General features: G+C 41.6%; 16 protein-coding genes. 5 read left to right on the top strand and 11 right to left on the bottom strand.

All coding sequences use genetic code 11. From position 1 onward, the window contains the following. Positions 1-106 precede the first annotated feature (106 nt). The 3 genes from IPO83_08970 to IPO83_08980 all read right to left on the bottom strand — a co-directional run bounded on the left by IPO83_08970 (position 107) and on the right by IPO83_08980 (position 6,615). Positions 107-2,167 (bottom strand): M13 family metallopeptidase, encoded by a 2,061-nt coding sequence (locus IPO83_08970; protein ID MBK9731406.1) that lies wholly within the window; start codon positions 2,165-2,167, stop codon positions 107-109. A 329-nt stretch (positions 2,168-2,496) separates the two neighbouring features. Then, complete coding sequence (locus tag IPO83_08975) at positions 2,497-5,031, bottom strand: helix-turn-helix domain-containing protein (GenBank protein ID MBK9731407.1); 2,535 nt, start codon at positions 5,029-5,031, stop codon at positions 2,497-2,499. A gap of 201 nt (positions 5,032-5,232) precedes the next feature. Continuing rightward, positions 5,233-6,615, bottom strand: coding sequence for an iron-sulfur cluster-binding protein (locus IPO83_08980; GenBank protein ID MBK9731408.1), 1,383 nt, complete (start codon positions 6,613-6,615; stop codon positions 5,233-5,235). Between the two features lie 377 nt (positions 6,616-6,992). Between IPO83_08980 and IPO83_08985 the strand changes: the two genes are divergently transcribed. After that, the gene (locus IPO83_08985; GenBank protein ID MBK9731409.1) at positions 6,993-9,533 is read left to right on the top strand and encodes a T9SS type A sorting domain-containing protein; all 2,541 of its coding nucleotides are present in this window, start codon (positions 6,993-6,995) and stop codon (positions 9,531-9,533) included. A gap of 46 nt (positions 9,534-9,579) precedes the next feature. On the opposite strand, the gene IPO83_08990 is transcribed toward IPO83_08985, so the two are convergent. The 4 genes from IPO83_08990 to IPO83_09005 form a co-directional block, all read right to left on the bottom strand. Beyond that, on the bottom strand, positions 9,580-10,491 hold the full coding sequence (locus IPO83_08990; protein MBK9731410.1) for a hypothetical protein: 912 nt from the start codon (positions 10,489-10,491) through the stop codon (positions 9,580-9,582). Positions 10,492-10,501: 10 nt separating this feature from the next. Then, the gene (locus IPO83_08995) at positions 10,502-11,068 is read right to left on the bottom strand and encodes a YceI family protein (GenBank protein ID MBK9731411.1); all 567 of its coding nucleotides are present in this window, start codon (positions 11,066-11,068) and stop codon (positions 10,502-10,504) included. A gap of 204 nt (positions 11,069-11,272) precedes the next feature. Beyond that, positions 11,273-11,689, bottom strand: a complete 417-nt coding sequence (locus IPO83_09000) for a hypothetical protein (protein ID MBK9731412.1) — start codon at positions 11,687-11,689, stop codon at positions 11,273-11,275. A 24-nt stretch (positions 11,690-11,713) separates the two neighbouring features. Then, positions 11,714-12,130, bottom strand: coding sequence for a hypothetical protein (locus IPO83_09005; GenBank protein ID MBK9731413.1), 417 nt, complete (start codon positions 12,128-12,130; stop codon positions 11,714-11,716). A gap of 422 nt (positions 12,131-12,552) precedes the next feature. Between IPO83_09005 and IPO83_09010 the strand changes: the two genes are divergently transcribed. The 3 genes from IPO83_09010 to IPO83_09020 all read left to right on the top strand — a co-directional run bounded on the left by IPO83_09010 (position 12,553) and on the right by IPO83_09020 (position 15,217). After that, entirely contained in the window at positions 12,553-13,149 is a 597-nt protein-coding gene (locus IPO83_09010; protein MBK9731414.1) for a YceI family protein, read from the top strand. A 223-nt stretch (positions 13,150-13,372) separates the two neighbouring features. Continuing rightward, positions 13,373-14,137: a response regulator transcription factor gene (locus tag IPO83_09015; GenBank protein MBK9731415.1), complete on the top strand. Its 765-nt coding sequence runs from the start codon at positions 13,373-13,375 to the stop codon at positions 14,135-14,137. 318 nt (positions 14,138-14,455) lie between these two features. After that, on the top strand, positions 14,456-15,217 hold the full coding sequence (locus IPO83_09020; GenBank protein MBK9731416.1) for a hypothetical protein: 762 nt from the start codon (positions 14,456-14,458) through the stop codon (positions 15,215-15,217). Positions 15,218-15,396: 179 nt separating this feature from the next. Here the strand turns inward: IPO83_09020 and IPO83_09025 are convergent, their stop codons facing one another. Then, positions 15,397-16,797, bottom strand: coding sequence for a T9SS type A sorting domain-containing protein (locus tag IPO83_09025; protein MBK9731417.1), 1,401 nt, complete (start codon positions 16,795-16,797; stop codon positions 15,397-15,399). A 159-nt stretch (positions 16,798-16,956) separates the two neighbouring features. Continuing rightward, a complete protein-coding gene (locus IPO83_09030; GenBank protein ID MBK9731418.1) occupies positions 16,957-17,697 on the bottom strand; it encodes a hypothetical protein in 741 nt (246 codons plus the stop codon). A 214-nt stretch (positions 17,698-17,911) separates the two neighbouring features. On the opposite strand from IPO83_09030, the gene IPO83_09035 reads away from it, so the two are divergent. Continuing rightward, positions 17,912-19,288, top strand: coding sequence for an aldehyde dehydrogenase (locus tag IPO83_09035; protein ID MBK9731419.1), 1,377 nt, complete (start codon positions 17,912-17,914; stop codon positions 19,286-19,288). 227 nt (positions 19,289-19,515) lie between these two features. On the opposite strand, the gene IPO83_09040 is transcribed toward IPO83_09035, so the two are convergent. Beyond that, complete coding sequence (locus tag IPO83_09040; protein ID MBK9731420.1) at positions 19,516-20,817, bottom strand: TolC family protein; 1,302 nt, start codon at positions 20,815-20,817, stop codon at positions 19,516-19,518. A 125-nt stretch (positions 20,818-20,942) separates the two neighbouring features. Further along, positions 20,943-24,041 (bottom strand): efflux RND transporter permease subunit, encoded by a 3,099-nt coding sequence (locus IPO83_09045; protein ID MBK9731421.1) that lies wholly within the window; start codon positions 24,039-24,041, stop codon positions 20,943-20,945. Between the last annotated feature and the right edge of the window lie 7 nt (positions 24,042-24,048).

The following is a 24,048-nucleotide window of genomic DNA, read 5'->3' on the forward strand; positions in this document are numbered from 1 at the left end:
CGAATCTTAATCCGAATCTACAAATGAATTTTGAAGATGGTTAAATCTAAATCATATAGGGTAAAATAAAATTCCGTGTACACGGAGAAAAATTAAGAAGCAGTGCTTACCAGATTCTCACCCTTAAACTATCCGGGCGGTACATTTTATCACCGGGCTGAATGTTGAAGGCAGTATAGAATTCATCAATGTTTACAGGAGGTCCGTTTACACGAAGGAAGTTTGGAGCATGTACATCTGTTTTTACACGCACTGCCATTGCTTCATCACGTACCTGTCCATACCATGAAAGTGCGAAGCCAATGAAGTAACGTTGAATGGGGGTAAAGCCGCCGATTTTTTCTCCTTTCTGATACTGTTCTGTTTTCTTGAAAGCATCAAGTCCCAGCAACATACCACCAAGATCAGCAATGTTTTCACCTTGTGTTGCATCGCCGTTTATATGAAGACTGTCGAGCACTACGTAGTCATTAAATTGTTTCACGATCGTTCCTGTCCTGTCCAAAAACTTTGCACGGTCGTCCTTCGTCCACCATTCTACCAGGTTTCCTTTTTCATCAAATTGACTGCCCTGATCATCGAAGCCATGGGTGATTTCATGACCAATAGTGGAACCTGCTGCATAGCCATACATGATGGCATCATCCACACAAGAATCCGCCATGCCCGGAACGATAAATGCCGCAGCAGGCAATACAATCTCATTGTTGGATGGATTGTAATAGGCATTCCATGTTTGCGGTGTCATGTCCCATTCGGTGCGGTCAACCGGTTTGCCGAGTTTGGAAATCTCGTAATCATTAAACCATTTGGTGGCGCGGATCACATTTTCAGCATAAGAACTTTTGTCAATCGTGAGCGTGGAATAATCTCTCCACTTATCAGGATAACCAACCTTTTTCATCACTGTGCCCAACTTCTGTTGCGCTTTTTGTTTCGTGGCTTCACTCATCCAATCGAGCTTATTGATGCGTTCGCGGTAGGCCTCCAGCACATTGTCCACCATTTCATCGTAACGTGCTTTTACTTTAGGTGAATAGAAACGTTCCACATACAATTGACCAAGCATAAATCCCATCAGGTTTTCTTCTTCATCCAATACGCGTTTCCAGCGCGGACGTTGTTCTTTCGTTCCGTTTAAAACTGTTCCATAAAAACTGAAATTCTGTTGATCGAAAGGTTTGCTTAGTTTATCTGCATAGGTATTAATCAGGTTCCAGCGGAGATACGTTTTCCAGTTGTCAATGCTTTCTTTCTTCACCAGTTCTTCCGCACGTTTAAAAAATTCGGGCTGTCCCACAATCACGGAATCAACAGATTTGATACCACCGGTTGCAAAGAGACTATTCCAATCAATTGATGGCGTCATTTTATTAAGGCCTGCTACATCTGTCTTATTGTAGTTCTCATACGGATCGCGCAGGGCAGCAAGCTTGCGGGACTTTTCTGCCAAAGAAGTTTCCATGCGCATGATGTTGGCGGCATTTTGTTTGGCAGTGGTTGTATCATCGCCCATCAGCACAAACATTTTTGCAATGTGCTTCACATATTCACTGCGGATATTTTTTGTTCTATTGTCACTATCGAAATAATAATCACGGTCAGGTAATCCTATTCCACCCTGCGATAAATGAAGAAACATCTTTTCGCTGTTTTTCTCATCCTGATAAATGTAGCTGTCGAAAAGCGCACTCACTCCAATTGATTGAAGATAACCGATTTCATTTACCACTGCGTTCACATCAGCAAGTGCATTTATGGTGGCGAGATGTGATGATAAAGGTTGAATGCCTTGTTGTTCAATAGCAGCAGTATCCATTCCTGTGTGCCAGAAGTCACCGATTTTTTGCCAGTTGGTACCTGCTTCCGCATTTTTCGAAGAAGCTTCTTCATTGATGTTTTTCATGCGGTCGTAATTCTCTTCATTCACTTTGCTCCAGATTCCCCATGAACGTTCGGAGGCGGGAACAGGATTGTTTTTCACCCATTTTCCCATGGAGAAATGAAAGAAGTCATCCTGCGGCCTTACGGTTGAATCGATGTAGGCATTCAGGAAAGTATCGAGGTTACAACCTGCTTCTGCAGTTGCTTTTGGTTGTTGATTGCAGGCAGTAAAAGTGATGAGGAATACACTGAAAAATGCAAGACAATGGAAGAGTTTGTTCATGGAAATTAGAATTGAGTTTGAAAGTTTAAAAGGGTGAAAGGTGCGAAAAACGGATAGCAAGATCGAAAGTTTTAGACAAATAGCAGTAATGTCCGTACTAACCAGCGAATGACGAACTATTAAAATACCTCTTAAGGCGATTATAACGATAGTAGATCAAAAAAAGAGTTGCTTGCAAAGTCGCAAAGCCCGCAATGAAATTACAGGTTATGGCTTTGCGAACTTTGCATTTTTCAAGAAAAAAATTATGCAACGAAAAAAGTTATTCGTCGGGACTGTCGGCGTTTTGTGCGAAAGAAGTACCATGTGCTTTTGAAGGAGAATCAGTTTCAGCTTGCAGTCGCATTTTTGGCTTCTTCTCTTTGTAGTGCAGCAATCACAAAACGTATTTCAGCATAGCTCACGTCATCTCCAAGCAATGGTTTAATAGTTGAAAGTCCCCCGCCATCAGCACTTTGAACAGCTGCTTTGATCAGTTCCATTTTTTCGTTTGAGATCAAACGAAACACATCCAATTCGCCGGTCTTTACAAAATGCGTGAGGTGCGCTTCAATAGTGCCCACTGTTAAATCGCGCAATGCAGCAATCTCAGCAGTGGTTTTTCCTGACTGGAAGAGTTGAAAGCTTTGGAGTTGACTGTTCACGCCATCCTTTTGTGAACGACTGCCTCCTGCATTTTTTATTTTGCCGGCCGACATCCGTTTTGCTCTTTTTTGATCTTCAGCCCGCAGGTGAATTCTTCCTTCCAATTGATGTTCCTCAGAAAAATTTTTCACGATTTGCAGAAAGGAGTCTCCATATTTATTCAGCGTAAAATCTCCCATGCCTTTAATCATTGCCATCTCATTTAACGATTGTGGAAGATAAGTTGTCATCTCCTTTATTGTTGCATCGTTACAAATACGATAAGGGTGTAGATTTTCTTCCTTTGAAAATTTTGATCTGAGTGCTTTCAACTGCTCCATCAACAAGGAAGAAATTTCTGAAGCTGAATTTTCATCGGAAGATCCATCATACGCATGCTGATAAAATGAAGTTTCTTTTTTCCTTTCTTTGAAACGATAGCGCAATGCGAAATTTTCAAAGAAGTCAATCACCTCTTTCATATCCTTCAAAACCTTCCTCACTTTTTGCATCTTTTGAATGGAAGAGTTGAGCTGCTCCAATGGCGCGATTATCTTCTCATCCATCTCTTTTCCGAAATAGTTTTTTCCCTTTTCTACTCTTTCCTTCAATTGTGTATTAACCTGTTCCGTTAAACCTTCAGCGGTCATACTTTTTACCTGTGCCTGAAATTTCTGAGCTACTTCCAGCATTTCAAGAATAGAAGCATGAATGGACTGAAAGCCGGAAATAATTTTTTCCTTGTCTTCCAGCTTCCGAAGTAACATGTATTCCGTAAACCATTGAATTTTTTCTGCCAGTGGCTGAAGATTAAAAAGCGCCATGGTGGTTTTTACTGCATAGATTTCTTTTTCTGTGGCCAGTGAAGTTTGCAATTTTTCCACATCAGGTTGCATCATCATGTATGCAACAATGGCTTCATCGGTTTTAATAACTTCTCTGCGAATAGGAGAGCGAAGCACCATTCCTTCAAGGGATACACAACGGCTCAGGGCAACATATACTTGTCCTGCAGCAAAAGCGGAACCGGCATCTATCACCGCTCTTTGAAAAGTAAGTCCCTGGCTTTTGTGAATGGTAACAGCCCACGCAAGACGAATGGGATATTGCGTGAAGGATCCAAGTTCTTCTTCCTCAATTTTATTTTCCGACTCTTTAAAACTATAGCGGATATTGCGCCATGTTTCTTTCTGAACTTTGATGGTTTCATTGGTTTCCGGAAAGCTCACTTTCAGGTATTCTTCTTCCCCATCGTGTTCTATTTTTTCAAGCACACCGATTTTTCCATTGAAGTATTTTTTTTCTTTCACATCATTTTTGATGAACATGATCTGAGCACCAGTCTTAAGCACGAGAGCATGTTCCACCGGAAAAACACGTTCGGGAAATTCGCCGGTTAGTATTGCTTTTGCAGTAAATTCTTTTCCGGGTAATCTTCTTAACTCACTGCTATTGATTTCATCGGCTTTATAGTTATGAGTGGTAAGGGTGATGAAATGATCTTTGGGATCAGGTTTGAAATTGGGTTGATACAATTGATGCAACCGCTGAAGATCTTCGTCACGCACTTCATTGTTTCGAACCCTGTTGAGCAGGTGAATGAATACTTCATCACTCTGCCGGTACACTTTTTTCAATTCAATGCACAATGGATTGGCCTGCTTCATCACCTGCGCCGAAAAGAAAAACGGTGTTGCATAATAGTCCTTCAGCAACAGCCAATCCTGTTCGTTGGCTACCGGAGGCAACTGGTACAAGTCGCCGATAAAAAGTAGCTGCACTCCACCGAATGGTTCAAATTGATTTTTGCGGACATGCCGCAACAGAATGTCCATTGCATCAAGCCAGTCGCAGCGCAACATGCTTACTTCGTCAATCACCAGTAATTCGAGATTGCGCATGAGCTCCATTTTCTCAACACTGTAGCGCAGGTTACGGAGCAGGTGATGTTTATCGGTTACCTGTTGTTGCGATTGAAATGATCCGCGGAAAGATCCGGGAAGGAAGCAACCCATCGGCAACTGGAAAAAGGAATGCATCGTAACACCTCCTGCATTGATGGCTGCTACGCCGGTTGGCGCAATCACCACCATTTTTTTACCGCTGGTTTCTTTGATGTGTTTTAAGAAAGTGGTTTTGCCGGTGCCTGCTTTTCCGGTAAGAAAAATGTGCTGGCCTGTGTGCTGAATGAAATCAGCCGTGATGGTAAATTGATTAGGGACTTCTGTTTCGTTTGTCATGGATATAGATTTATAGAATAAATAATGAAACACAAGATATAGAACAGGGAGAACTTTTCAATAAATTTTTCATGGAAACTTTGATGCGGCCATTCAAAAAAAGGAAACCGGATTTGAAATTCCGGTTATCTAAACACCTTTTTCAAAGTTAAAAACTTTGTAAAAGGTGAGTCCTGAAATTAACTTTCACGATAGTGCTAATTACTTCGAATGATACTTCTCCTTCCATAGCTGATTAAATGACTTCGGTGCTACCTGCATCATTTCGCGATGTGTGCCCCATGATTTTGCGAAAAGGAATTTGAGCATGAAATTTTTCATGCGTTCGCCACCGGTATTCATCAGCTTGCGGTTCATCATAGCACGTTTCCATACGAACCAACCAAACTTTTCCGACCGTTTAAAGTCACCTTGTTTCACGGCATCGCGGCGGTTAAATACCAGGAGGTTGTGGAGATTGATTTTCATCGGACACACTTCTGTGCAATTACCACAAAGTGAAGAAGCATAGCTCAGGTGCTTGAATTGTTCCATGCCTTTAAAGTGTGGCGTAATCACGGAACCAATCGGTCCGCTGTAAGTGGTTTCATAAGCGAATCCACCAATGTTTTTATAGACAGGACAAGCATTCAGACAAGCACCGCACCGAATGCAATACAATGCTTCGCGCTGTTCGGCTTCAGCAAGCAATGTGCTTCTGCCGTTGTCCATTAAGATCACAATCATTTCTTCCGGTCCATCCACTTCATTTTCCTGGCGAGGGCCTGTGATGATGGTGTTGTAAACAGTGAGTTGCTGTCCGGTTCCAAAGGTGGAAAGTAATGGAAGAAACAGGGGAAGATCGCTGTAGGAAGGAATTACTTTTTCAATACCAACCAATACAATGTGCACTTTCGGGAAAGTCATGGTGAGACGTGCATTGCCTTCGTTTTCTGTTACGAGCACAGCACCGAGATCCGGCAAAATAAAATTGGCACCTGTGATGCCAACATCAGCCGTGGTATATTTTTGACGAAGTGTTTTGCGGGCCACCATCGTCAGTTCCTCGGGTGTAGAATTGAGTGGCGTTCCGAGGTGTTTGTTAAATACTTTGGCCACATCCTCTTTCGATTTGTGCATCGCTGGTGTCACGATGTGAAAGGGTGGTTCGCCATCGAGTTGCTGAATGTATTCACCCAAATCTGTTTCCACCACTTCCACGTTCATCTTTTCAAGAAACTCATTGAGGTGTACTTCCTCGGTGGTCATAGATTTTGACTTCACCACCGATTTTGCATTCACGCGTTTCATTACCGATTCAATCTCTGCCAATGCTTCCTCTTTATTTTCTGCCCACACTACACGTGCACCGCGTTTGGTGATGTTCGATTCAAATTCAAGCAGGTATTTATCGAGGTTGGCAATAGCTTTCCATTTCAGGTTTTTGCTACGTTGCCTGGCAAGTTCGAGATCTGAAAATTGTGTCTTCCCGTTTATTACAGCCGCATCGTACTTACCGATATTATGATTGAGCTTACGGTGCAGTTCTTTATCAGCTGCTGTTTTATGTGCATGATCAAAAAAAGATGCAACAGTGTTTGACATATCAAATCGTTAAAGTGTAAACGGAAATTCTCCCAATGTTGACTGTATTATTGCCGTATTAACGCGTGCAAAAATAGTAACAAAAGAATTAGACAGGGATTAGTGTTATCAACGGTTTGAACTTAATAAGTACAGTGAAGAGAAGCATTATTCAGAAAATCAATTTAATGGATTTAATGATCAACCGGAGAAATATTCCCTGAATAATTTGACTGAGTTGGAGATTTAGCCACGTAAATTCATGCGCATAATTTCAGGCAATCACTATTTTACTTGTCTATATATTCAACCCGTTTGCCGAATTATCTTTTTTGCCCAATCAAATATTGCTTAATTTACTAAGCACATTGATTTGCTTCCTGTCAAAATAATTTTTCATGAAACCTGTAGTGACGCTATTGTCAGTTATTCTTTTTTGTACACCGTTTTTCTTCATAAAAGGAAACAAGGCCCGGATACACCATTCAAAAGAAATAAATACTTACCAGGAAGCGGAATCAGAAGCTTACGATGCGCTCAATTTTTTGTCAACCATGAATGCATTTCCCAATGACGATATTCCGAAAGATGGTTATGCAAAAGCCTGGGTTAAACACAATGAACTGCTTTCAATAACCACAGCAATGAATCAGCGAAGCGGTTGGGAAAGCATTGGACCTGACAACATCGGTGGCAGAACTATCAGCATTGCCATTGATCCGGCGGACACTGCAGTGATTTGGCTTGGATCAGCAGGAGGAGGATTGTGGAAATCTGAGACCGGTGGAATGGGTGCCGGTGCGTGGCAATATATTCCAACCGGATATCCTGTGCTTGGTGTGGGTGCTATTGCCATCAATCCCAAAAATCACAACGAGATTTTTATTGGCACCGGTGAAACGTATGCTCAAGGTGTTTCCACCAACGGACTGATTGACCGAACCCAACGCGGATCATTTGGTATTGGCATTTTGAAATCATTGGATGGCGGCGTTAGCTGGAGTATGTCGCTTGATTGGACGTATCAGCAAAACAGGGGAGTATGGGACGTTGTTTTCAATCCCAATCATCCTGATACAATTATCGCCGCCACCACCGAAGGTATTTTCAGAACGGAAGACGGTGGAATAAACTGGAGCGAGGTGCTTGGCAAAAAAATGGTGATGGATTTACAAATGAACATGACCGATCCCAACATCATTTTTGCCGGTGTTGGAAATGAAGACAGTGAAGATAAAGGCATTTATAAATCAGTTGATGGTGGCATTACCTGGTTGTTGCAAACCGGCAATGGACTGCCATTAACCTATGATCAGGATGGAAGAATTACACTCGCTGCATATCCCGGAGATTATAATACGGTGTTGGCTCTGATTGCAAACCGTTATTCTACAGCCGGCATCTACCGCACTTCAAACAGTGGCCTCACCTGGACCGCATTGGGCGTTGATGAAATCGTTAGTTATCAGGGCTGGTATGCAAAAGGGCTGATGATTAAATCGGATGACCCTACAAAGGTGCTTGCAGGAGGTGTGAATGTTTTTAAATCAACTGATTCCGGCAATGGTTTTTTTCAAACATCAAATATTTTTTATGATGATGATTATGTTCATTCAGATATACATGATATCATCTGCAACCCACTTGATCCTAAGAAAGTATATGTGATCACGGACGGAGGAATGTTCCGGTCCTATGATTTTGGATTTACGTATGCTGAATGCACAGAAGGTTATGTAACGAGTCAGCATTACATCGGTTCCATCTCTGCCACAGATCCTGCTGTTGGCTTGTCGGGATTGCAGGATAATTATACCATTAAGTATGATGGCACCAATTCCTGGATTCCGGTAATTGGCGGCGATGGTTGTTACAATGCTATTGATCCGACATCTGATTATGTGCAGTATGGCTGTTATCAATACCTGAATATTTACAAATCTGATGACCAGGGAAATTTCTTCAACAATATTTATTTTGCCAACTCCAATCCTTATGGTGGAAATCCTGCCGCTTTTCTTGCGCCGCTTGTCATGTCGCAATCAGATCCGTTTACATTGTATGCAGGAACTACAACCTTGCTGAAAACCAGCGACGGTAATTTGTTTGAAGAAGTGCAACCGAATCCAATCGACAACGGTAACTATGTTTTATCTGTTGGAGTTTCAGCTACCAGTGATGACACCGTCTATTTTGCCACTGCACCGTCGGATGATTTTTCCATGCACGTTTTCCGGAGTTTTGATGGCGGATTTTCGAAGTCAGATATCAGCACCGGGTTGCCCAACCGTTATCCGCGAAGAATTACTGTGAATCCTTCCAATAGCAAAGAAGTTTATGTGGTATTCAGCGGTTTTGGAACAGGTCATATTTTTAAATCAACGGATGCAGGAGACAACTGGACGGACATCAGCACGGCATTGCCCGATCTGCCGTTTCATTGTCTTGCTGTTGATCCTTTGCAGGGGAAAAATATTTATGCAGGCTGTGATTTTACAGTGTATGCTTCTTATGATGGTGGTGCAAACTGGTTTTCATTTGCAGAAGCATTGCCGGAAGCGGTGATGGTTTTTGATCTCGTTGTCTCTCCATCAGACCGCAAGCTGATAGCATTTACACATGGACATGGAGTTTACAGAACTGATTTAATGGATATCAATATTTCTGTTGCTGATGTGATGGCTGCCACACTTCAGTTAAATGTTTCTCCAAATCCTGCAAGTGAACTGGCCACCGTAAAATGGAACGGAAATTTAACCGCAGAAACAACGGTTAAAATGTTAGACCTTAAAGGAAATATTGTTTTGGAAAAAACAATAAAAGCAACTTCAACTCAACAAGTTCAACTGCCACTTTCGTCTTTAGCGAATGGAACTTATCTTTTAGTATTGGAAGGAAATGGTTTTCGTAAGGCGAAGAAACTGGTAGTGATGCATTGAAGGCTTCGTAATTACTGCAAGTCTTAATAGTCGGATTACTGCAATGTTAACCTTTTTCTACCGGCGGTTTTTTGGGTTCCTTGTGTACAATCGTAAACACGCGCGCTACATTAAAACCAAAATGTATATCGCCATTCAGCCAGTCGCCACTTGTTTCTGCAATAAATCCTTTTTCAATCATCGAAGTAGAATTTGTAAAGTGGAGCTGGAAAACGTGACCGCCGGTTTCAAGGTCAAATCCCAGTGAAAGTGAATTGTGTATGTTCGGATCTGTCTGATTAAGCTGGTAAAAATATTCTGCATTGATGGAAGTACGCTTTGAAAGTTTCTGGCGCGCTGCAATGCCAATGGCAAAAATATCATTGTTGTCTTCGGTAGTTGCTACCAGGTTCCGGTGTACCATGGTAGGCATCACCTGCATGGTAAATCCTTCAGAAAATTTTCTTCCTACAATCAATTGATTGCAATAATAGACATTGGATGAAAAATAATTCTCGCGTTCAGGGTCGGCAGGCTTTAAAGTTTTTATCGCGATAGTTGAAACAAAGGCAGCGGCAATCGGCATTTTACGTGCGCCGGTGCTTTGACGCAGAAATTTGTACTTCACAAATCCATCGTATGTTTTTTCAAAACTGCTCCTGCCAATTCCCACCATCAGCTGTTTGGTGATGCCGTAATCCAATCCGATTCTTATGCTGGCATTATCGAGACCGAATAATTCATAAGCTCCTGTATTGAGATAGCCAAAGCGATGCGAAATCTTTACATCCATAACACCGGCACCTACATTTTCAAATGAATGCGCGTTGATAACCCTGGTGGTTTTAAAACCTGCTGTTGCATAGCTGGTTACCGGTTCATCAAAACTATTCATGATGTCGGAATTTTCATCCTGTGCATTAACAGGATGATAATTACAGACACTCAGCAACAATATTGCAAAAATTATTTTTTTCATATCTGAAATATTACTTGGTGTAAGGCAGATAGTTTGCAGACACATTAATTGCTATGTCCTTGGCTATTTTATCCTTCACTACACTTGGAATTTCAATGTTGTAGTCTTCCGGCTTTACGGAAAAAGAAGAAACTCCCTGAATCGCACCACCGGAAACTTTAACGGTTCCCTTGGTTTGTATGTCTTTTGAAACACCATGCATGGTGAGTGTGCCGCTTACTTCAATGGGGTAAGTTCCATCAGCCTTAAAATTAACGGCTGCAATATTTTTGATCTGACCTTTGAAAGTAGCCTTGGGATATTTTTCCGATTCCATGTAATTCTCATTAAAGTGTTCCTGTAACAATGCCTGGTGGAATTCGAAAGCCGTATTGAGCACGGCAAAATCCATTGCGCCTGTTGAGATGTCAAGCACTGAAACTGCAGAACTGTTCTGTCCTTCTATTTTTTCAAGTGGTGTGTTGGAAAGAAAGGTCACATCACAATTTTTATCGAAGTACTTGTTTTGAGCACTGGAAGTTACAGATGCTCCGAGCAGCATCAGTAAAGCAAGTGAAATGAAGATTCGGTTGTTCATAATTGTTGTTGATTTTAGTTAAAGAAAAACTTTGTCTTGAACTGACATATGGCAGAATGACTCAAGACTTGGAATAAGTAAAAGTTTTGTCAGTTGAATGGTTTTCCGGGTTTGATAATTGTCTGAAAGCAATTTTTATATGTTGTTAATGCGCAGGAATCTTTCCATCCCATTGTACAGATTCCTGCGCTACTACAGTCAGCGTTAACTTTTTTGAAGACTGCAGTTCACCAGCACTATATCCATTAATTTTCCGGAGCATCTTCCTTTCACCACAATTCCATCTCCTTTATTTATTTTTTGTACTAGTTTTTCGCTGTCAGCATTCATTTTACAGCTCACGCCAAACATTTCGTCGCCATTGAGTGTAATACTCAAACGACCATTTTCCTCAACCGTTATATCCTGTACGGTACCGGAAACTTCTATCACCTTACCAAGGTATTGTTGGTTTGCTGCTTCTTCATTGTTGTTGAACTGTGCAAAAAATGCCGGGCTTGTAAGTGAATAATCAGGCGTTGTTGACTCAAGAGTTCCGGTTGGTCTGTTAACATAGTACCACCCAAAAATTCCAAGTAAGATCCAGATGATCAGGGTTGCGAGAATGATGAACTTTTTCATTTTTTTAAGAGGGTTTAGTAAGGTTTAATTATTTAATGCGCCGTGCTTGATCCAGGTATCGATTTTTAAAAGATTACAATCACTGAGTTTCGGAGCGTCTGACGGCATGGGCGCGTATCCGGATTGATAATTAACGGAGCCAACGAGTTTGCCATTATTCACAAGGGTTATTACATTGTCATAACCTTCCACCGTTATGGAACCCAGGTAGGCCGCATCACTATGGCAACTGTAACAGTTTTGCTGCAACATCGGTTGAATGGTAGCCGAATAGGTGACATTTGAAGTGTCGCAAGGATTGCTGCCAACGGGATACAACTCTTCCTCCACATCATAGTAACAGCCATTTAATGCCATCAGCAAAACCGGTAAGAGCAGGAAATAGGTCAGCCTGATTGGCTTGCGATCCTTGTAACCGTTGTGTCGTTGCGTGTTAATCATGGGGTTTAAAATCTGCTTTTCGTTTTTGTTCAATCAAATTTTTGAACAGTGCAAAGCAAGACTACATGAAGGGAACCATCAATTAATAGCGTTTCAATGGTATTTTCAGTCCGATGAGCAGTAGAAATCCGGCAGTAAGTGAGAAATCCGGTCAAATAGGAAGATTCCTTTTTCGTAAAAACTGGCCTGATGTTGAAGTACTGTTTTATTAAAAGTTGAATTTTAAAAAGAATACAACCGATTCAATGATGGAAAGCAACTGTGAATCAGCTAAAGCAAAATGAATCCTTGTGCTTGAATGATAAACGCCTAATTTTGAAGAACTTCTTAATTAAATGGTTGCTCATTTTGCATTTTTTTTAAGCGCGTTACACGATAAAAACAGACACATTCAATAAACCATTTCAACTCACAATCAATACATGTTTACTGCATCAGTGCCTGCGAATAGTATATCCAAGTATTTATCGCCGTGCATTTTGGTGGCAATGGTGTTATTGCTTTCTTTCATAATTGGCGACGACAAAATTTACAATTGCAACAATGGATTGGTGACTTTTGTATCTGATGCTCCGCTCGAGACTATTAAGGCATCTTCTGAAGAATTAAGAGGCGCTGTTGATGCCACTAACCGCACTTTTCTATTTACACTCGATGTCAATTCATTTCACGGGTTCAACAGCGGTCTTCAGCGGGAGCATTTTAATGAGAATTATCTTGAAACGAGCTTATATCCAAAAGTTACCTTTAAAGGGAAATTTGTGGAGGAAATTAATTTTTCTGAAAATGGCAATTATGAAATCAGGGCTAAGGGAATGTTGGATCTTCATGGTGTTAAGCAGGAACGGATTCTGAAGGGCACCATTTCAATACGGAATGATGTGGTTACTATTGACTCACGATTTACCGTTTTGCTCGAAGACCATGCGATCAGGATTCCGAGAGTGGTATACCAAAAAATTTCTCCGGAAATTGTAGTGAGCATCCATGCTGAAATGAAACCAACAACCGGAAAGTAAAAGACCGGAACGATCGTGTAACAAAGCGAGCGCAGAGCCGGAATGTATCTATAGTAATATTCAGTAATGAGATCATCCCGTTAAGAGGGCTTAAACGCCTGCCTGGAGTGAAATGTTTGAAAGTTGGGTTCAATATTTCAATTTTTACCCATCAATTATTTATTGAACGATTACCGGAATGTATTCTTTAAGCATAATTCAATAGTCATTTTAATTGTACGATATGAAAATTCTGATCATCGAAGATGAAATTGCCGCGGCACGAAGGCTTAGAAAGATGGTGAGTGAAGCCCTGAAAGACGCTGATATTGAGGATCCACTCGACAGTGTGAAATCAGCAGTAAAGTGGTTTAACGATCATGGTCAGCCGGACCTGGTATTTATGGACATTCATCTGGCAGATGGTAATTGCTTTGAAATTGTGGAACAGGTGGAAATAAATTGTCCCATCATTTTTACAACTGCCTACGACACTTATGCAGTAAGGGCTTTTGAGGTAAATGCGATTGCGTATTTGATGAAACCGGTAAAAGCCGGTGATCTTGGCGCAGCCCTGAAGAAATATGATAAGTTGAAATCTGCTTCTACTAATTTTAACTATCAACGATTGCTGGAAACCATTCATGGGGACGGAGGAGGTTATCAGAAGCGGTTACTGCTAAAGATCGGCCAAACGATTCGTGCGTTGGAAATCAATGATATCGCTTACTTCTATACCCATGATAAAATCGTAACGATTATTACAGGTGAAAACCGAAAGTATCCTGCTGATTATACACTTGATCAGTTAGAAAAAATGCTGGATCCAAAATTATTTTTCCGTATTAACAGACAATTCATCGTCAGCAGCAAGGCAATTCGTGAAATGTATGTGATCTCGAAATCGCGTGTAAAAATGGTGCTGCATCCTCCTATCGATGCTGAAACAGCAGTGAGTGCAGAACGTGTTGCCACTTTTAAAAAGTGGCTTACGGACGAATCGAATTAACATTGAGTGCATTCATTTTATAGATGAAAATGCAAATTGAAGTTGACTGTTAAGACACAGCCAATGTTAAAGCAGTGGATTTTTTTGTCAAACAATGGACTGTGATAACCCCCAAATCATTTTTATTTTCCGTTAAGCCTTATCGGTACTATTGCCAGTTTCAGAAACTAATTCCTGCTGCTCAGCAACTTTCTTTTGTTAGTGCACTTCAATGGACGGTCTTTTGTAAGCGTAATTTTCTGTCGGTGGTCTGAATCACTCCTGAAACTGAAACATCATTTGTCTGCTTGATTAATTTAAAATTGAAAATTGCGCATCATGAAAAACACGAATCATTTATCTGGCATTTTTCTTCTCCCTGTCTTTGCAGGATTACTCATACTTGCAAGTTGCAAACATGATATTCCGCTGGTGCCAACGGATCCCAATGATACTACCATCATTGATACAAGCGGCACTGATACCACTGTTATTGTCGGAGATTCAGATCTCTGTGATCCTGATTCTGTTTATTTTGAAAAGGATGTGTTACCCATTCTCACTTCAAATTGCGCCATGAGTGGTTGTCATGACGCAGAAACACAGGCAGAGGATGTTAACCTGACTTCTTATACTTCGGTGATGAATACCAGTGATGTAGAGCCATTTAATCCAGGTAACAGTAAACTCTATAAAGTTATTACCACATCTGATGTTGATGACAGAATGCCACCTTCGGGAGACCCGCTTACCGCAAGTCAGATTGCAATCATCGAAAAATGGATCAATCAGGGCGCGCTTAACATTACCTGCAATGCAAACGCAGGCGTATGCGATACCACCAATGTTACCTGGTCTGGCGTGGTATCTCCCATTCTGCAAACGTATTGCACCGGTTGCCACAATGCAGCGAATGCATCAGGCGGAATTATTCTGAGTGAATACGGCGGCGCGGCTGCTGTGGCATTAAATGGAAAACTGGTGGGAACGATAACGTTCGCCAACGGATTTTCTCAGATGCCGCCAAGTGGTACTATGATGCCTTCCTGCGAAATTACACAGATCACCAAATGGGTGAATGATGGCGCACCAAATAACTGACAGGGTTGTACGACAAAAAAGTAATGGGAAGCGAAATCGTTTAACGGTTTTCTAAAAGCGGAAATAACGTTTCAAAATTAGCTGAGTGCTAACAGAGCTGTGTTAAGGTTACTAAGTTTGTGTTACACCCTTTCATAACCTCGCTATTTTCAGCACTTTCGAGAGATAACAGGCGACGCTTACTTCATAATCTGCAGTATCTTGGAATATTCTTTTTGCTCATCACTTACCTTTAAATAATAAGAACCGTTAATCAGTTTGCTGATGTCGATCTCTTTGGAAAATGGTTGCGTTTTATCCATCAGTTTTTGTCCTCTGATGTCGAATACCTGCAACCTGATTTTTTTCAATGGGTATTTTGATTGCAGGTAAATTTTATCCCGGGCGGGATTTGGATTGATGGTGAAAATAGAATCGGCTTCCGGATCTTCCGCATGAATAATAGTGCCGTTGAACAACCATTGAAAACAATACGGAAATTCACGCGCCCAAAACCATTCTGCATGTTGTCCGTCCTCTTTAATTACGGTATCCATTTCAACATCAGTATAACCATCGGCATATAACGTGGCATACATCGACTTGATATCAGGCACCATTTCAGCACTTTCGTTTCTTCCTGCAGTAAAATAAAATTTCATCTCCTGTGTTTTCGGATGACTGCCGGCATAGGTAAAGATAGAATCGTCAAACCAAAGTGAAGGAGAGAACACTCCAATCTTGCTGAATACATCCGGATATTTCAAAGCCGCATAAAACGAAATCAGTCCGCCCATGGAGCTGCCGGCAATGGCAGTATAATCTCGTTGGGAAAGTGTACGGTAGTTGGCATCAACATAAGGTTTCAAAGTGTTCACAATAAAATCGCAGTATTCATCTCCTTGTCCTCCACCATAAGATGGATTCATATACGGCGAATATTCATCGAGCCGATAGGTGCCGCCATTTTCTATAGCGATCACAATGGCGCCGTAATTTCCATCCATCTGTAGTTGATGAAGTGTTTCATCCACTTCCCACTCACCTGAAAAGGAGGTAGAATCATCAAACACATTTTGTCCATCCTGCATATAAATCACCGGATAAAATTTGTTGAGTGAGGTGGTATAATCGTCCGGCAGGTACAACCAGATTTTTCTGCTCCGGTTAAGCTGTGGCATAAAGAAGGCAGCATTCATCACAGTAACATTGGGAAGTGCAGTAGAAGTACTTCCGCCACCATTTATCAAATCATCCCAACCTTCAACAGTCAGATTAATTGTTTCGCCATTACCATAGGTAAAAGTTCTGTTTGGCAGAAAAGAACCATCTGATTTACATTCTCCTTTGTCCCAGATGCCACGCGTGAATTTAAACTCAATGGTTCCTGTACCTGATGCAAGTGTGATGGTATAATTGGTAGCGCTGATTTTTGTGAGTTGAAAATTTGCAGCACCCGGATCCCATCCGTTAATGGTTCCTGCAATAAAAATATTATCTGTAACGGGCGTGTTGACAGGGACAGCCGTGATGTTGATGGTCACCTGAGCTTCAGTTCCAAAAAACAGAAAGAAGAGTATGCCGGAGAGCAGCCATTTCATATGAAAGTATTTGCTCAAAGTTAATGGACTTTGGCGGGTTATTTTTCTTTGGAAAACAAGTCCGGTGAACGGCAGGTACAAAATAATTTTCTGTAGCTATACATGCTTCAGCATTCTTTCAGAATGGAATAAATTAATTATAACCTTCCCGGACAGTGATCAAAAATAGAAGGTAAGATTCACCCCGCCATTTGAAAATGTTCCTATGTTCAAAACGCCGGCGTTAACGTCCTGGGTTTCAAAACCTGTAAAATTTGATCCGCTCTCGGGATTGTTGGATCCGGAATTAGCAATATTAATTTCGGAAATGATATTGCCTTTTTGAAAATAGTAAAGAGCGGTAAGGCTATACTCAGCTCCCAGCGCCAGATTGGTATAAAAAAAATACCTGCAACCGGCCACTCCGCCTATTCCAATGGCATTGTTGGCGACATTCTTTGTGTGAATTTTAGTTGAAGAAAAATAATCTTCTGCGGTGGTTTCATTTGAACTTACAGTACTTGGTTTGGGGCCCACATTAACAGGCAAAATGCCTCCTGCATAAAAGTCGAGGTTGTTGGCAATGCTGAAATGCCTGACCAGTAAAGGAGCGATCGAAAAAATAAAATTTGAAGTAGTGGTTTTCGCAATCTCTGATGCAGGAATGATTTCTGATCCTGTAAATACTTCTACGGTGTCGGTGGTGGTATTTTGTGAATGAAAATAATGGAAACCTATCTCCGTACCCGCTTCCCAACCATTTCCCAATAAACGAGTCACCCTGAATTGGTTGTTGGTTAAGTCACCAAATGTAATGTGGTAGCCGATACCCCATGCTCCGGTTTCCGGTTTGTTGGATTGAGCAATTGCAGAATGAGAGAGCGCAAATAAAAGTGATGAGGCGATCAAAATTTTTTTCATGATATGATAGAATGTTTGGTTTCAGATCTGCTGCAAAAACTGCCGGTAAATTTCTTTTATACAGTGCTTTATCAGCTTCATACACGGTATTTTCTTCCTTATCACATTACGATCTTTTCCTGGTAAAAGCACCTCAACGCATTAGTAAATGATTAAATTGTTAATCGGGTACCGGCATTTTTTCCATGTGCTGATTAACTGTTACCTTGTTTACATGAATAATTTTTCTTTACTCCTTCAAAACCAACGAGCTTATTTTCAAACCGGAGCTACAAATAGTGATACCTTCAGAATACAACAATTGAAAAACCTGTACGCTGCCATCAATAAGTATCAGGACAAGTTTAATAATGCATTAAAGAAAGATCTGAATAAAGCACCACAGGAGGTATTCAATACGGAGATCGGACCGGCACTTTCAGAAATTTCGTTCCTTAGAAAAAACCTGAGAGAGTGGATGCGGCCGCAGGCAGTTCCCGGCATGATTTTCAGTTTCCCTTCTACCGGGAAAATTTATGCAGAACCTTATGGCAGTATATTGATTATTGCACCATGGAATTATCCGTTTTGGTTGTCAATGGTTCCTTTGGCCGGTGCTATCGCAGCAGGTAACTGCGTGGTATTGAAACCTTCTGAACATGCGCCTGCCACTTCAGCAGTGATGAAACAATTGTTGGAAGAAATTTTCGATCCGGAATATGTGGCAGTCGTGGAAGGTGATGTTACAGTCAGCCAGCAATTGCTGGAGCAACACTTCGATTATATTTTTTTCACCGGCAGCACAGCAGTGGGAAAAATTATTGCAATGGCGGCGGCTAATCATCTTATACCCTGCACATTGGAGTTGAGCGGTAAAACACCCTGCATTGTTGACAAGACAGCAAATATTCCACTGGCGGCAAAGAGGTTATTGTGGGGCAAGATGATCAACAGCGGACAAACATGCGTAGCGCCGGATTTTGTGTATGTGCATCGTTCGGTTGAACAACAACTTATTTCGGAAATGAAAAAAGTGTTGCAAAAGTTTTATCCGGAAGGCGCATTGAATACGGAGGATTATCCGCGCATTATCAATCAACGTCACTATGAACGGTTAGTGGAATTATTGAACAGCAGTGGTAAAATTTTATTCGGCGGTAAAAGCAAGCATGCAGAACTTCTTATTGAACCCACTATCATGGGTGATGTTGGATGGGATGACCTGCTGATGAAGGAAGAAGTCTTCGGCCCATTACTTCCGGTGCTCGTTTACGACGATTTGAACGAGGTGATTCAACAGGTGAACGCGCATCCCAAACCATTGGCTTTGTATCTTTTTTCAAATGATAAAAAAATACAGCAACAAATTATTAAGAAAATCCCATTTGGTGGAGGTCTCATCAACGATACAATTGAACACCTGGGAAATCCTTATTTGCCATTTGGCGGAGTTGGTGCCAGCGGACAAGGTTCGTATCATGGTAAATATAGTTTCGATACTTTTTCGCACCATAAGAGTGTGATGAAAAAAGGAACATGGCTGGATTTAAGTTTCCGTTATCCGCCATTCAGAAAAATCAGTTTGCGGCTGGCCAGGTTATTATTGAGATGAGGTAACTTATCTTACACTTACAAGCGCTGCATGATGTTTTGCAATTAATCAAGTTGTGTTTGCTGTGCCTACTTAAATTATTCTGTTAAGACTTCTCAGCAAAGTCATATTTAGCAAATTGAATAATACAAGGTTAAATACAAGTTATACTAACATTTCCAGGCCAGGTGAATTGAATCTATTGACTAATTAATAATGACTATTGACTCAATGACCAATGCCCTTCCTTACTTCACCAAATTCCCCGTAATCCTCAACAAATCCGTTTCCTGCAATTTCGCTTTAAACAGCGCATCCGCCAATCTAACCTTCGCATCCACCAGGTTTTTTTGAATTTCGCGTAGCTCAAGGTCCGATAATCTTCCAATCGTATAACTCTCCTGAGCTATCGCAAGGTTTTCATTAGCATAGGTAAGATTGCTTTTTTCAAGCTCAACTAATTGCAGGTTATTCTGATAGTCAAGGAAAATGCGTTTCAATTCCGTCTCAAGCGCCAGTTGGGTTTGTTCTACTTCCAGTTGTCCGGATGCCACTCTTATTTTATCATTCTGATGCTGACGGTTTACATTAAAGCCATCAAAAATATTGATGCTCGCGGTAAGGCCGTAATAAAAACCGGTGGTTTTATTAGCGCTTACAAAGCCGGATTCAGAACTTGACTGAAGAAAATCATAACCGGTATTTATACCAATTACCGGGTATCGTTTCGCAGTGGTTTGTTTCATATTCAAAGCAGCAAGCTGTAAATATTGATTGGAAATAAGCAACTCCGAATTATGTGCCAGCAAATCCTGTCGCAACTGATCATAAGTCAGCGTCGTGTTCCAATCCACCGCAGTGTCCACAGCAAACTCTGTATTTACGTCGCGTGCCAGGAGTTGATTAAGCCGCACTTTAATTTTTTGCACTTCCGCCTGTTGCTGAATCGCAGCAGTCTGATCTCCATTCAGATCTACTGTTGCTTTCAGCACTTCAATTCTGGAAGCACTTCCGACGGACAATCGTGCATCAAGCAATTCTTTCCTGAAAAATGAAATATCTTTTTGCTCATTCAATGCACTCAGTAATGATTGCTCCAGCAGCACATCATAATATGCGGCCATGATCAGCGACATGGTATTCTCAATTTGCTGCTTTAAAAGTGAGTTTCCGTTTTCTTCGAGCAGTTTCAACTGATCGTGTGAAACGAACATGCTGAAGCCATCAAAGAGTGTCCAGGTAAGTCCGATGCCGGCAGTACCTGTTGTATTTTTTGCACCCGTTTTTTCCACTTCATCTCCCGAAAGATATGTTTGATTGCTGTTGTTGATACCTTGCGAAAGCGTGGCATATGCATCTAATGAGGGAAGAAAACCTGCATTGCCCACAGTCACATTATTGGATGCGATGCCCGCATCATTTTTGGCAATACGTATGCTGTAATTATTCTGTAGGCCGGTTTGTATGGCAGCATCAAGTGTCAGCACGTCCTGTGCATTGGAAGTGATTACCGGTAGACAAATTGCGAGGAGAACAATGATTCTGTACATGGTGCGTGATTATTTTTCTAAAACAATACTATGCAATCGAAAAAAAAGTGTTGATGATTTTTTTGAATTTCGTTCGATGGTATTTCAATGCGTTGAAGCATTTTCTTATCAGGAAGTTGCAATCGTTACGCGATATATTCAGCCTTCTCTTCGTGGAAGGAAGGATCAGGAATGCTTTCTTTTTTTCCTTCTTTCGATAAATAAGAATACATCGCAGGAACAATGTAAAGCGTGAGGAAGGCGGAAAATAATAAACCGCCCACTACAGCAATACCTAATGACTGACGGCTGCTGGCCGATGAACCAAGCGACAGGGCAATGGGCAAAATACCAAGCAATGTAGCAGAGGTAGTCATCAGGATAGGTCTGAATCGTCTTACAGCGGCATCTTTTACTGCTGCTGTTTTGTTGAGACCTTGTTCTTTTCTTTGGTTAGCAAACTCCACAATTAAAATTCCATTCTTGGTTATTAAACCAATGAGCATGATCATGCCGATCTGTGAAAAAATGTTGAGCGTCTGATCAAAATACCACAAGCTGAGCAGTGCTCCGGCTATGGCCGCCGGAACGGTAAGCATGATGATCATCGGATCGCGGAAACTTTCAAACTGAGCAGCCAGCACGAGATAAATCACGAGTAGGGCCAACAGAAAAGCAAACAACAAACTCGAAGAGCTATCCTGGAAATCGCGTGCTTGTCCTTTCAGTGAAGTGGCAAAAGTTTCGGGCAGCACCTTCGCTGCAATTTCATCCATCGCTTTAATGCCTTCACTCAATGAAGAACCTGCCGGAATGCCTGATGAAATAGTAGCCGACACATAACGGTTGAAACGATACACCGCCGCAGGGCTCGTGTTGTCTTCCACGGTGATGAGGTTGTCGAGCGAAACCATGTTACCTTCTTTGCTGCGCACATAAATATTTTTCAGATCGCCGGGTTTATTCCGGTCTCCTTTTTCCAATTGCGCGATTACCTGGTATTGCTTTCCTTCCATAATAAAATAACCCATGCGCTGACCGCTGAGCGCCAGTTGTAAAGTTTTTGCAACATCTGCAACGGATACGCCGAGCTCAGAAGATTTCTCACGGTTAACAGTTAGTGTAAGTTCGGGCTTATTCACTTTCAGGTCGGCATCAACAAACTGGAGCTTGGGATTTTTGTTTGCTTCATCTAAAAATTCAGGCAACACTTTCAACAGTGATTTTAAGTCAGGTGATTGTATAACATATTGCAAAGGCTGCCCGGCAAACCTGCTGCCGATAGTAGGAGGCGTATTCGGAAAAGCGCGAATACCCGTAAAGTATTTCAGATCGCGTGTCAGTTGCTGCATCACATCATTCACGCTGCGCTTCCGTTCTGTTGGATCTTTGAGGTAAATGCTTTGTACGCCTGTATTCACACTGCCGATAGAACCAAAACTCGGTGCAACAATGCTAAGTGAAGAAGATGCTTCAGGAATAGAATCCATTACATACTTCGACAATTCATCCATGTACTTTTCAGTGAATTCATAAGAAGATCCTTCAGGGCCAGTTACAGAAACGCGAATGCTGGAGCGATCTTCATACGGAGCAAGTTCAGAAGGAACACTTCTCATTAAAATGAAAACCAACACTGCAATAATGCCAAGTATTGGAAATACAATCCAACGCTTATTCATAAATGCTTCCAGTGAAGAACGATAACCTTCATTCATTCCTGTAAAAAACGGTTCAGTAACTCTGTAAAACCAGTTTTGTTTATCATGATGTTTCAACATGCGCGAACTCATCATCGGCGAAAGCGTGAGTGCAACAAAAGCGGAGATCAAAACAGAACCTGCCACCACCACACCAAATTCACGGAATAATCTGCCGGTTAATCCGGTGAGAAACATGATGGGAAAAAATACGGCGGCGAGTGTTACTGTAGTCGAAATAACAGCAAAAAAAATCTCCCTTGAACCTTCTTTGGCTGCTTCAATGGGTGATTGTCCGTCTTCCACTTTCGCATAAATATTTTCAAGCACCACAATAGCATCATCGCAAACAAGCCCGATGGAAAGAATGATGGCAACGAGTGTAAGTACGTTGATGGAAAAACCTGCGACATACATAATGAAGAACGCCGCAATAATTGAAATCGGAATCGCGATTACCGGAATGATGGTGGAACGCCAGTCGCGGAGAAAAAGAAAGATGATGAGAATTACCAGCAGAAAAGCGATGAGCACGGTGTCCTGAACTTCTGTGATTGTTTTTCTTACGAACGTGGTAAAGTCGAAACCTACTTCCAGTTTACAATCTTCCGGCAACTCTTTTTCCAGTTGCGCTTTTCGTTTGTAAAATTCATTGGAAATATCCACGGCATTCGCGCCCGGTTGTGGCACCAGTGCAATGCCGATCATCGGTACCAGGTTTCTTTTTACAGCGCTGCGTTCATTCTCAGGACCTAATGTTGCAAATCCGATATCGCTGAAGCGGGTGATCGTTCCATCACTTTCTTTCAAAATAAGATGGTTGAATTCTTCCGGCTTAGTGAGTTTGCCGAGCGTTCGGATCGACAACTCTGTTTCATTGCCTTCTATTCTTCCCGAAGGCAATTCAATATTTTCACGATCCAATGCATTTTGCACATCTACCGGTGTTACACCGAAAGCCACCATTTTGGATGGATCCATCCACAGCCGCATCGAATATTTTTTTTCGCCGAAAATGCGCACGAAGCTCACACCTGAAATTGTTTGCAATCTTTCTTTCACCACATTAGTGGCAATTGCATTCACCTCCATAATGTCGCGTGTATCGCTGCGCAACGTCATGAAAATGATAGGTTCTGAGTTCGCATCTGCCTTTTCTACCACCGGCGGTTCAACATCGCGCGGAAGATTCCGCACCGCACGTGATACACGGTCACGCACATCGTTAGTTGCTTTTTCAAGATTCTCATCGATGTTGAATTCTACTACAATGCTGCTTGATTGCTCCTTTGAGGTGGAAGAAATAGTACGAATGCCATCTATACCATTTAATGCTTCTTCCAGTGGTTCTGTTATCTGCGACTCAATGATGTCGGCATTTGCACCAATATATGATGTGGTAACGGTTACTGTTGGCGGATCAACGGCGGGATATTCCCGCACACCTAAAAAATAAAACCCAACTACACCAAGCAAGACAAGCATCAGTGACATTACTATGCTTAATACCGGGCGATCTATAGAAGTGGAAGAAAGACTGCTCATTGATTTT

The organism is Chitinophagaceae bacterium (assembly GCA_016717285.1).
In the GTDB taxonomy this organism is placed as follows: domain Bacteria; phylum Bacteroidota; class Bacteroidia; order Chitinophagales; family UBA10324; genus JACCZZ01.

What these genes read in the sequence shown, in the direction of transcription:
- IPO83_09000 (MBK9731412.1), bottom strand. Translation starts at nt 11,689, where the DNA reads ATGAAAAAGTTCATCATTCTCGCAACCCTGATCATCTGGATCTTACTT.
- IPO83_09030 (MBK9731418.1), bottom strand. Translation starts at nt 17,697, where the DNA reads ATGAAAAAAATTTTGATCGCCTCATCACTTTTATTTGCGCTCTCTCAT.
- IPO83_09025 (MBK9731417.1), bottom strand. Translation starts at nt 16,797, where the DNA reads ATGAAATGGCTGCTCTCCGGCATACTCTTCTTTCTGTTTTTTGGAACT.
- IPO83_08975 (MBK9731407.1), bottom strand. Translation starts at nt 5,031, where the DNA reads ATGACAAACGAAACAGAAGTCCCTAATCAATTTACCATCACGGCTGAT.
- IPO83_09015 (MBK9731415.1), top strand. Translation starts at nt 13,373, where the DNA reads ATGAAAATTCTGATCATCGAAGATGAAATTGCCGCGGCACGAAGGCTT.
- IPO83_08995 (MBK9731411.1), bottom strand. Translation starts at nt 11,068, where the DNA reads ATGAACAACCGAATCTTCATTTCACTTGCTTTACTGATGCTGCTCGGA.
- IPO83_08980 (MBK9731408.1), bottom strand. Translation starts at nt 6,615, where the DNA reads ATGTCAAACACTGTTGCATCTTTTTTTGATCATGCACATAAAACAGCA.
- IPO83_09045 (MBK9731421.1), bottom strand. Translation starts at nt 24,041, where the DNA reads ATGAGCAGTCTTTCTTCCACTTCTATAGATCGCCCGGTATTAAGCATA.
- IPO83_09040 (MBK9731420.1), bottom strand. Translation starts at nt 20,817, where the DNA reads ATGTACAGAATCATTGTTCTCCTCGCAATTTGTCTACCGGTAATCACT.
- IPO83_09005 (MBK9731413.1), bottom strand. Translation starts at nt 12,130, where the DNA reads ATGATTAACACGCAACGACACAACGGTTACAAGGATCGCAAGCCAATC.
- IPO83_08990 (MBK9731410.1), bottom strand. Translation starts at nt 10,491, where the DNA reads ATGAAAAAAATAATTTTTGCAATATTGTTGCTGAGTGTCTGTAATTAT.
- IPO83_09010 (MBK9731414.1), top strand. Translation starts at nt 12,553, where the DNA reads ATGTTTACTGCATCAGTGCCTGCGAATAGTATATCCAAGTATTTATCG.
- IPO83_09020 (MBK9731416.1), top strand. Translation starts at nt 14,456, where the DNA reads ATGAAAAACACGAATCATTTATCTGGCATTTTTCTTCTCCCTGTCTTT.
- IPO83_08985 (MBK9731409.1), top strand. Translation starts at nt 6,993, where the DNA reads ATGAAACCTGTAGTGACGCTATTGTCAGTTATTCTTTTTTGTACACCG.
- IPO83_09035 (MBK9731419.1), top strand. Translation starts at nt 17,912, where the DNA reads ATGAATAATTTTTCTTTACTCCTTCAAAACCAACGAGCTTATTTTCAA.
- IPO83_08970 (MBK9731406.1), bottom strand. Translation starts at nt 2,167, where the DNA reads ATGAACAAACTCTTCCATTGTCTTGCATTTTTCAGTGTATTCCTCATC.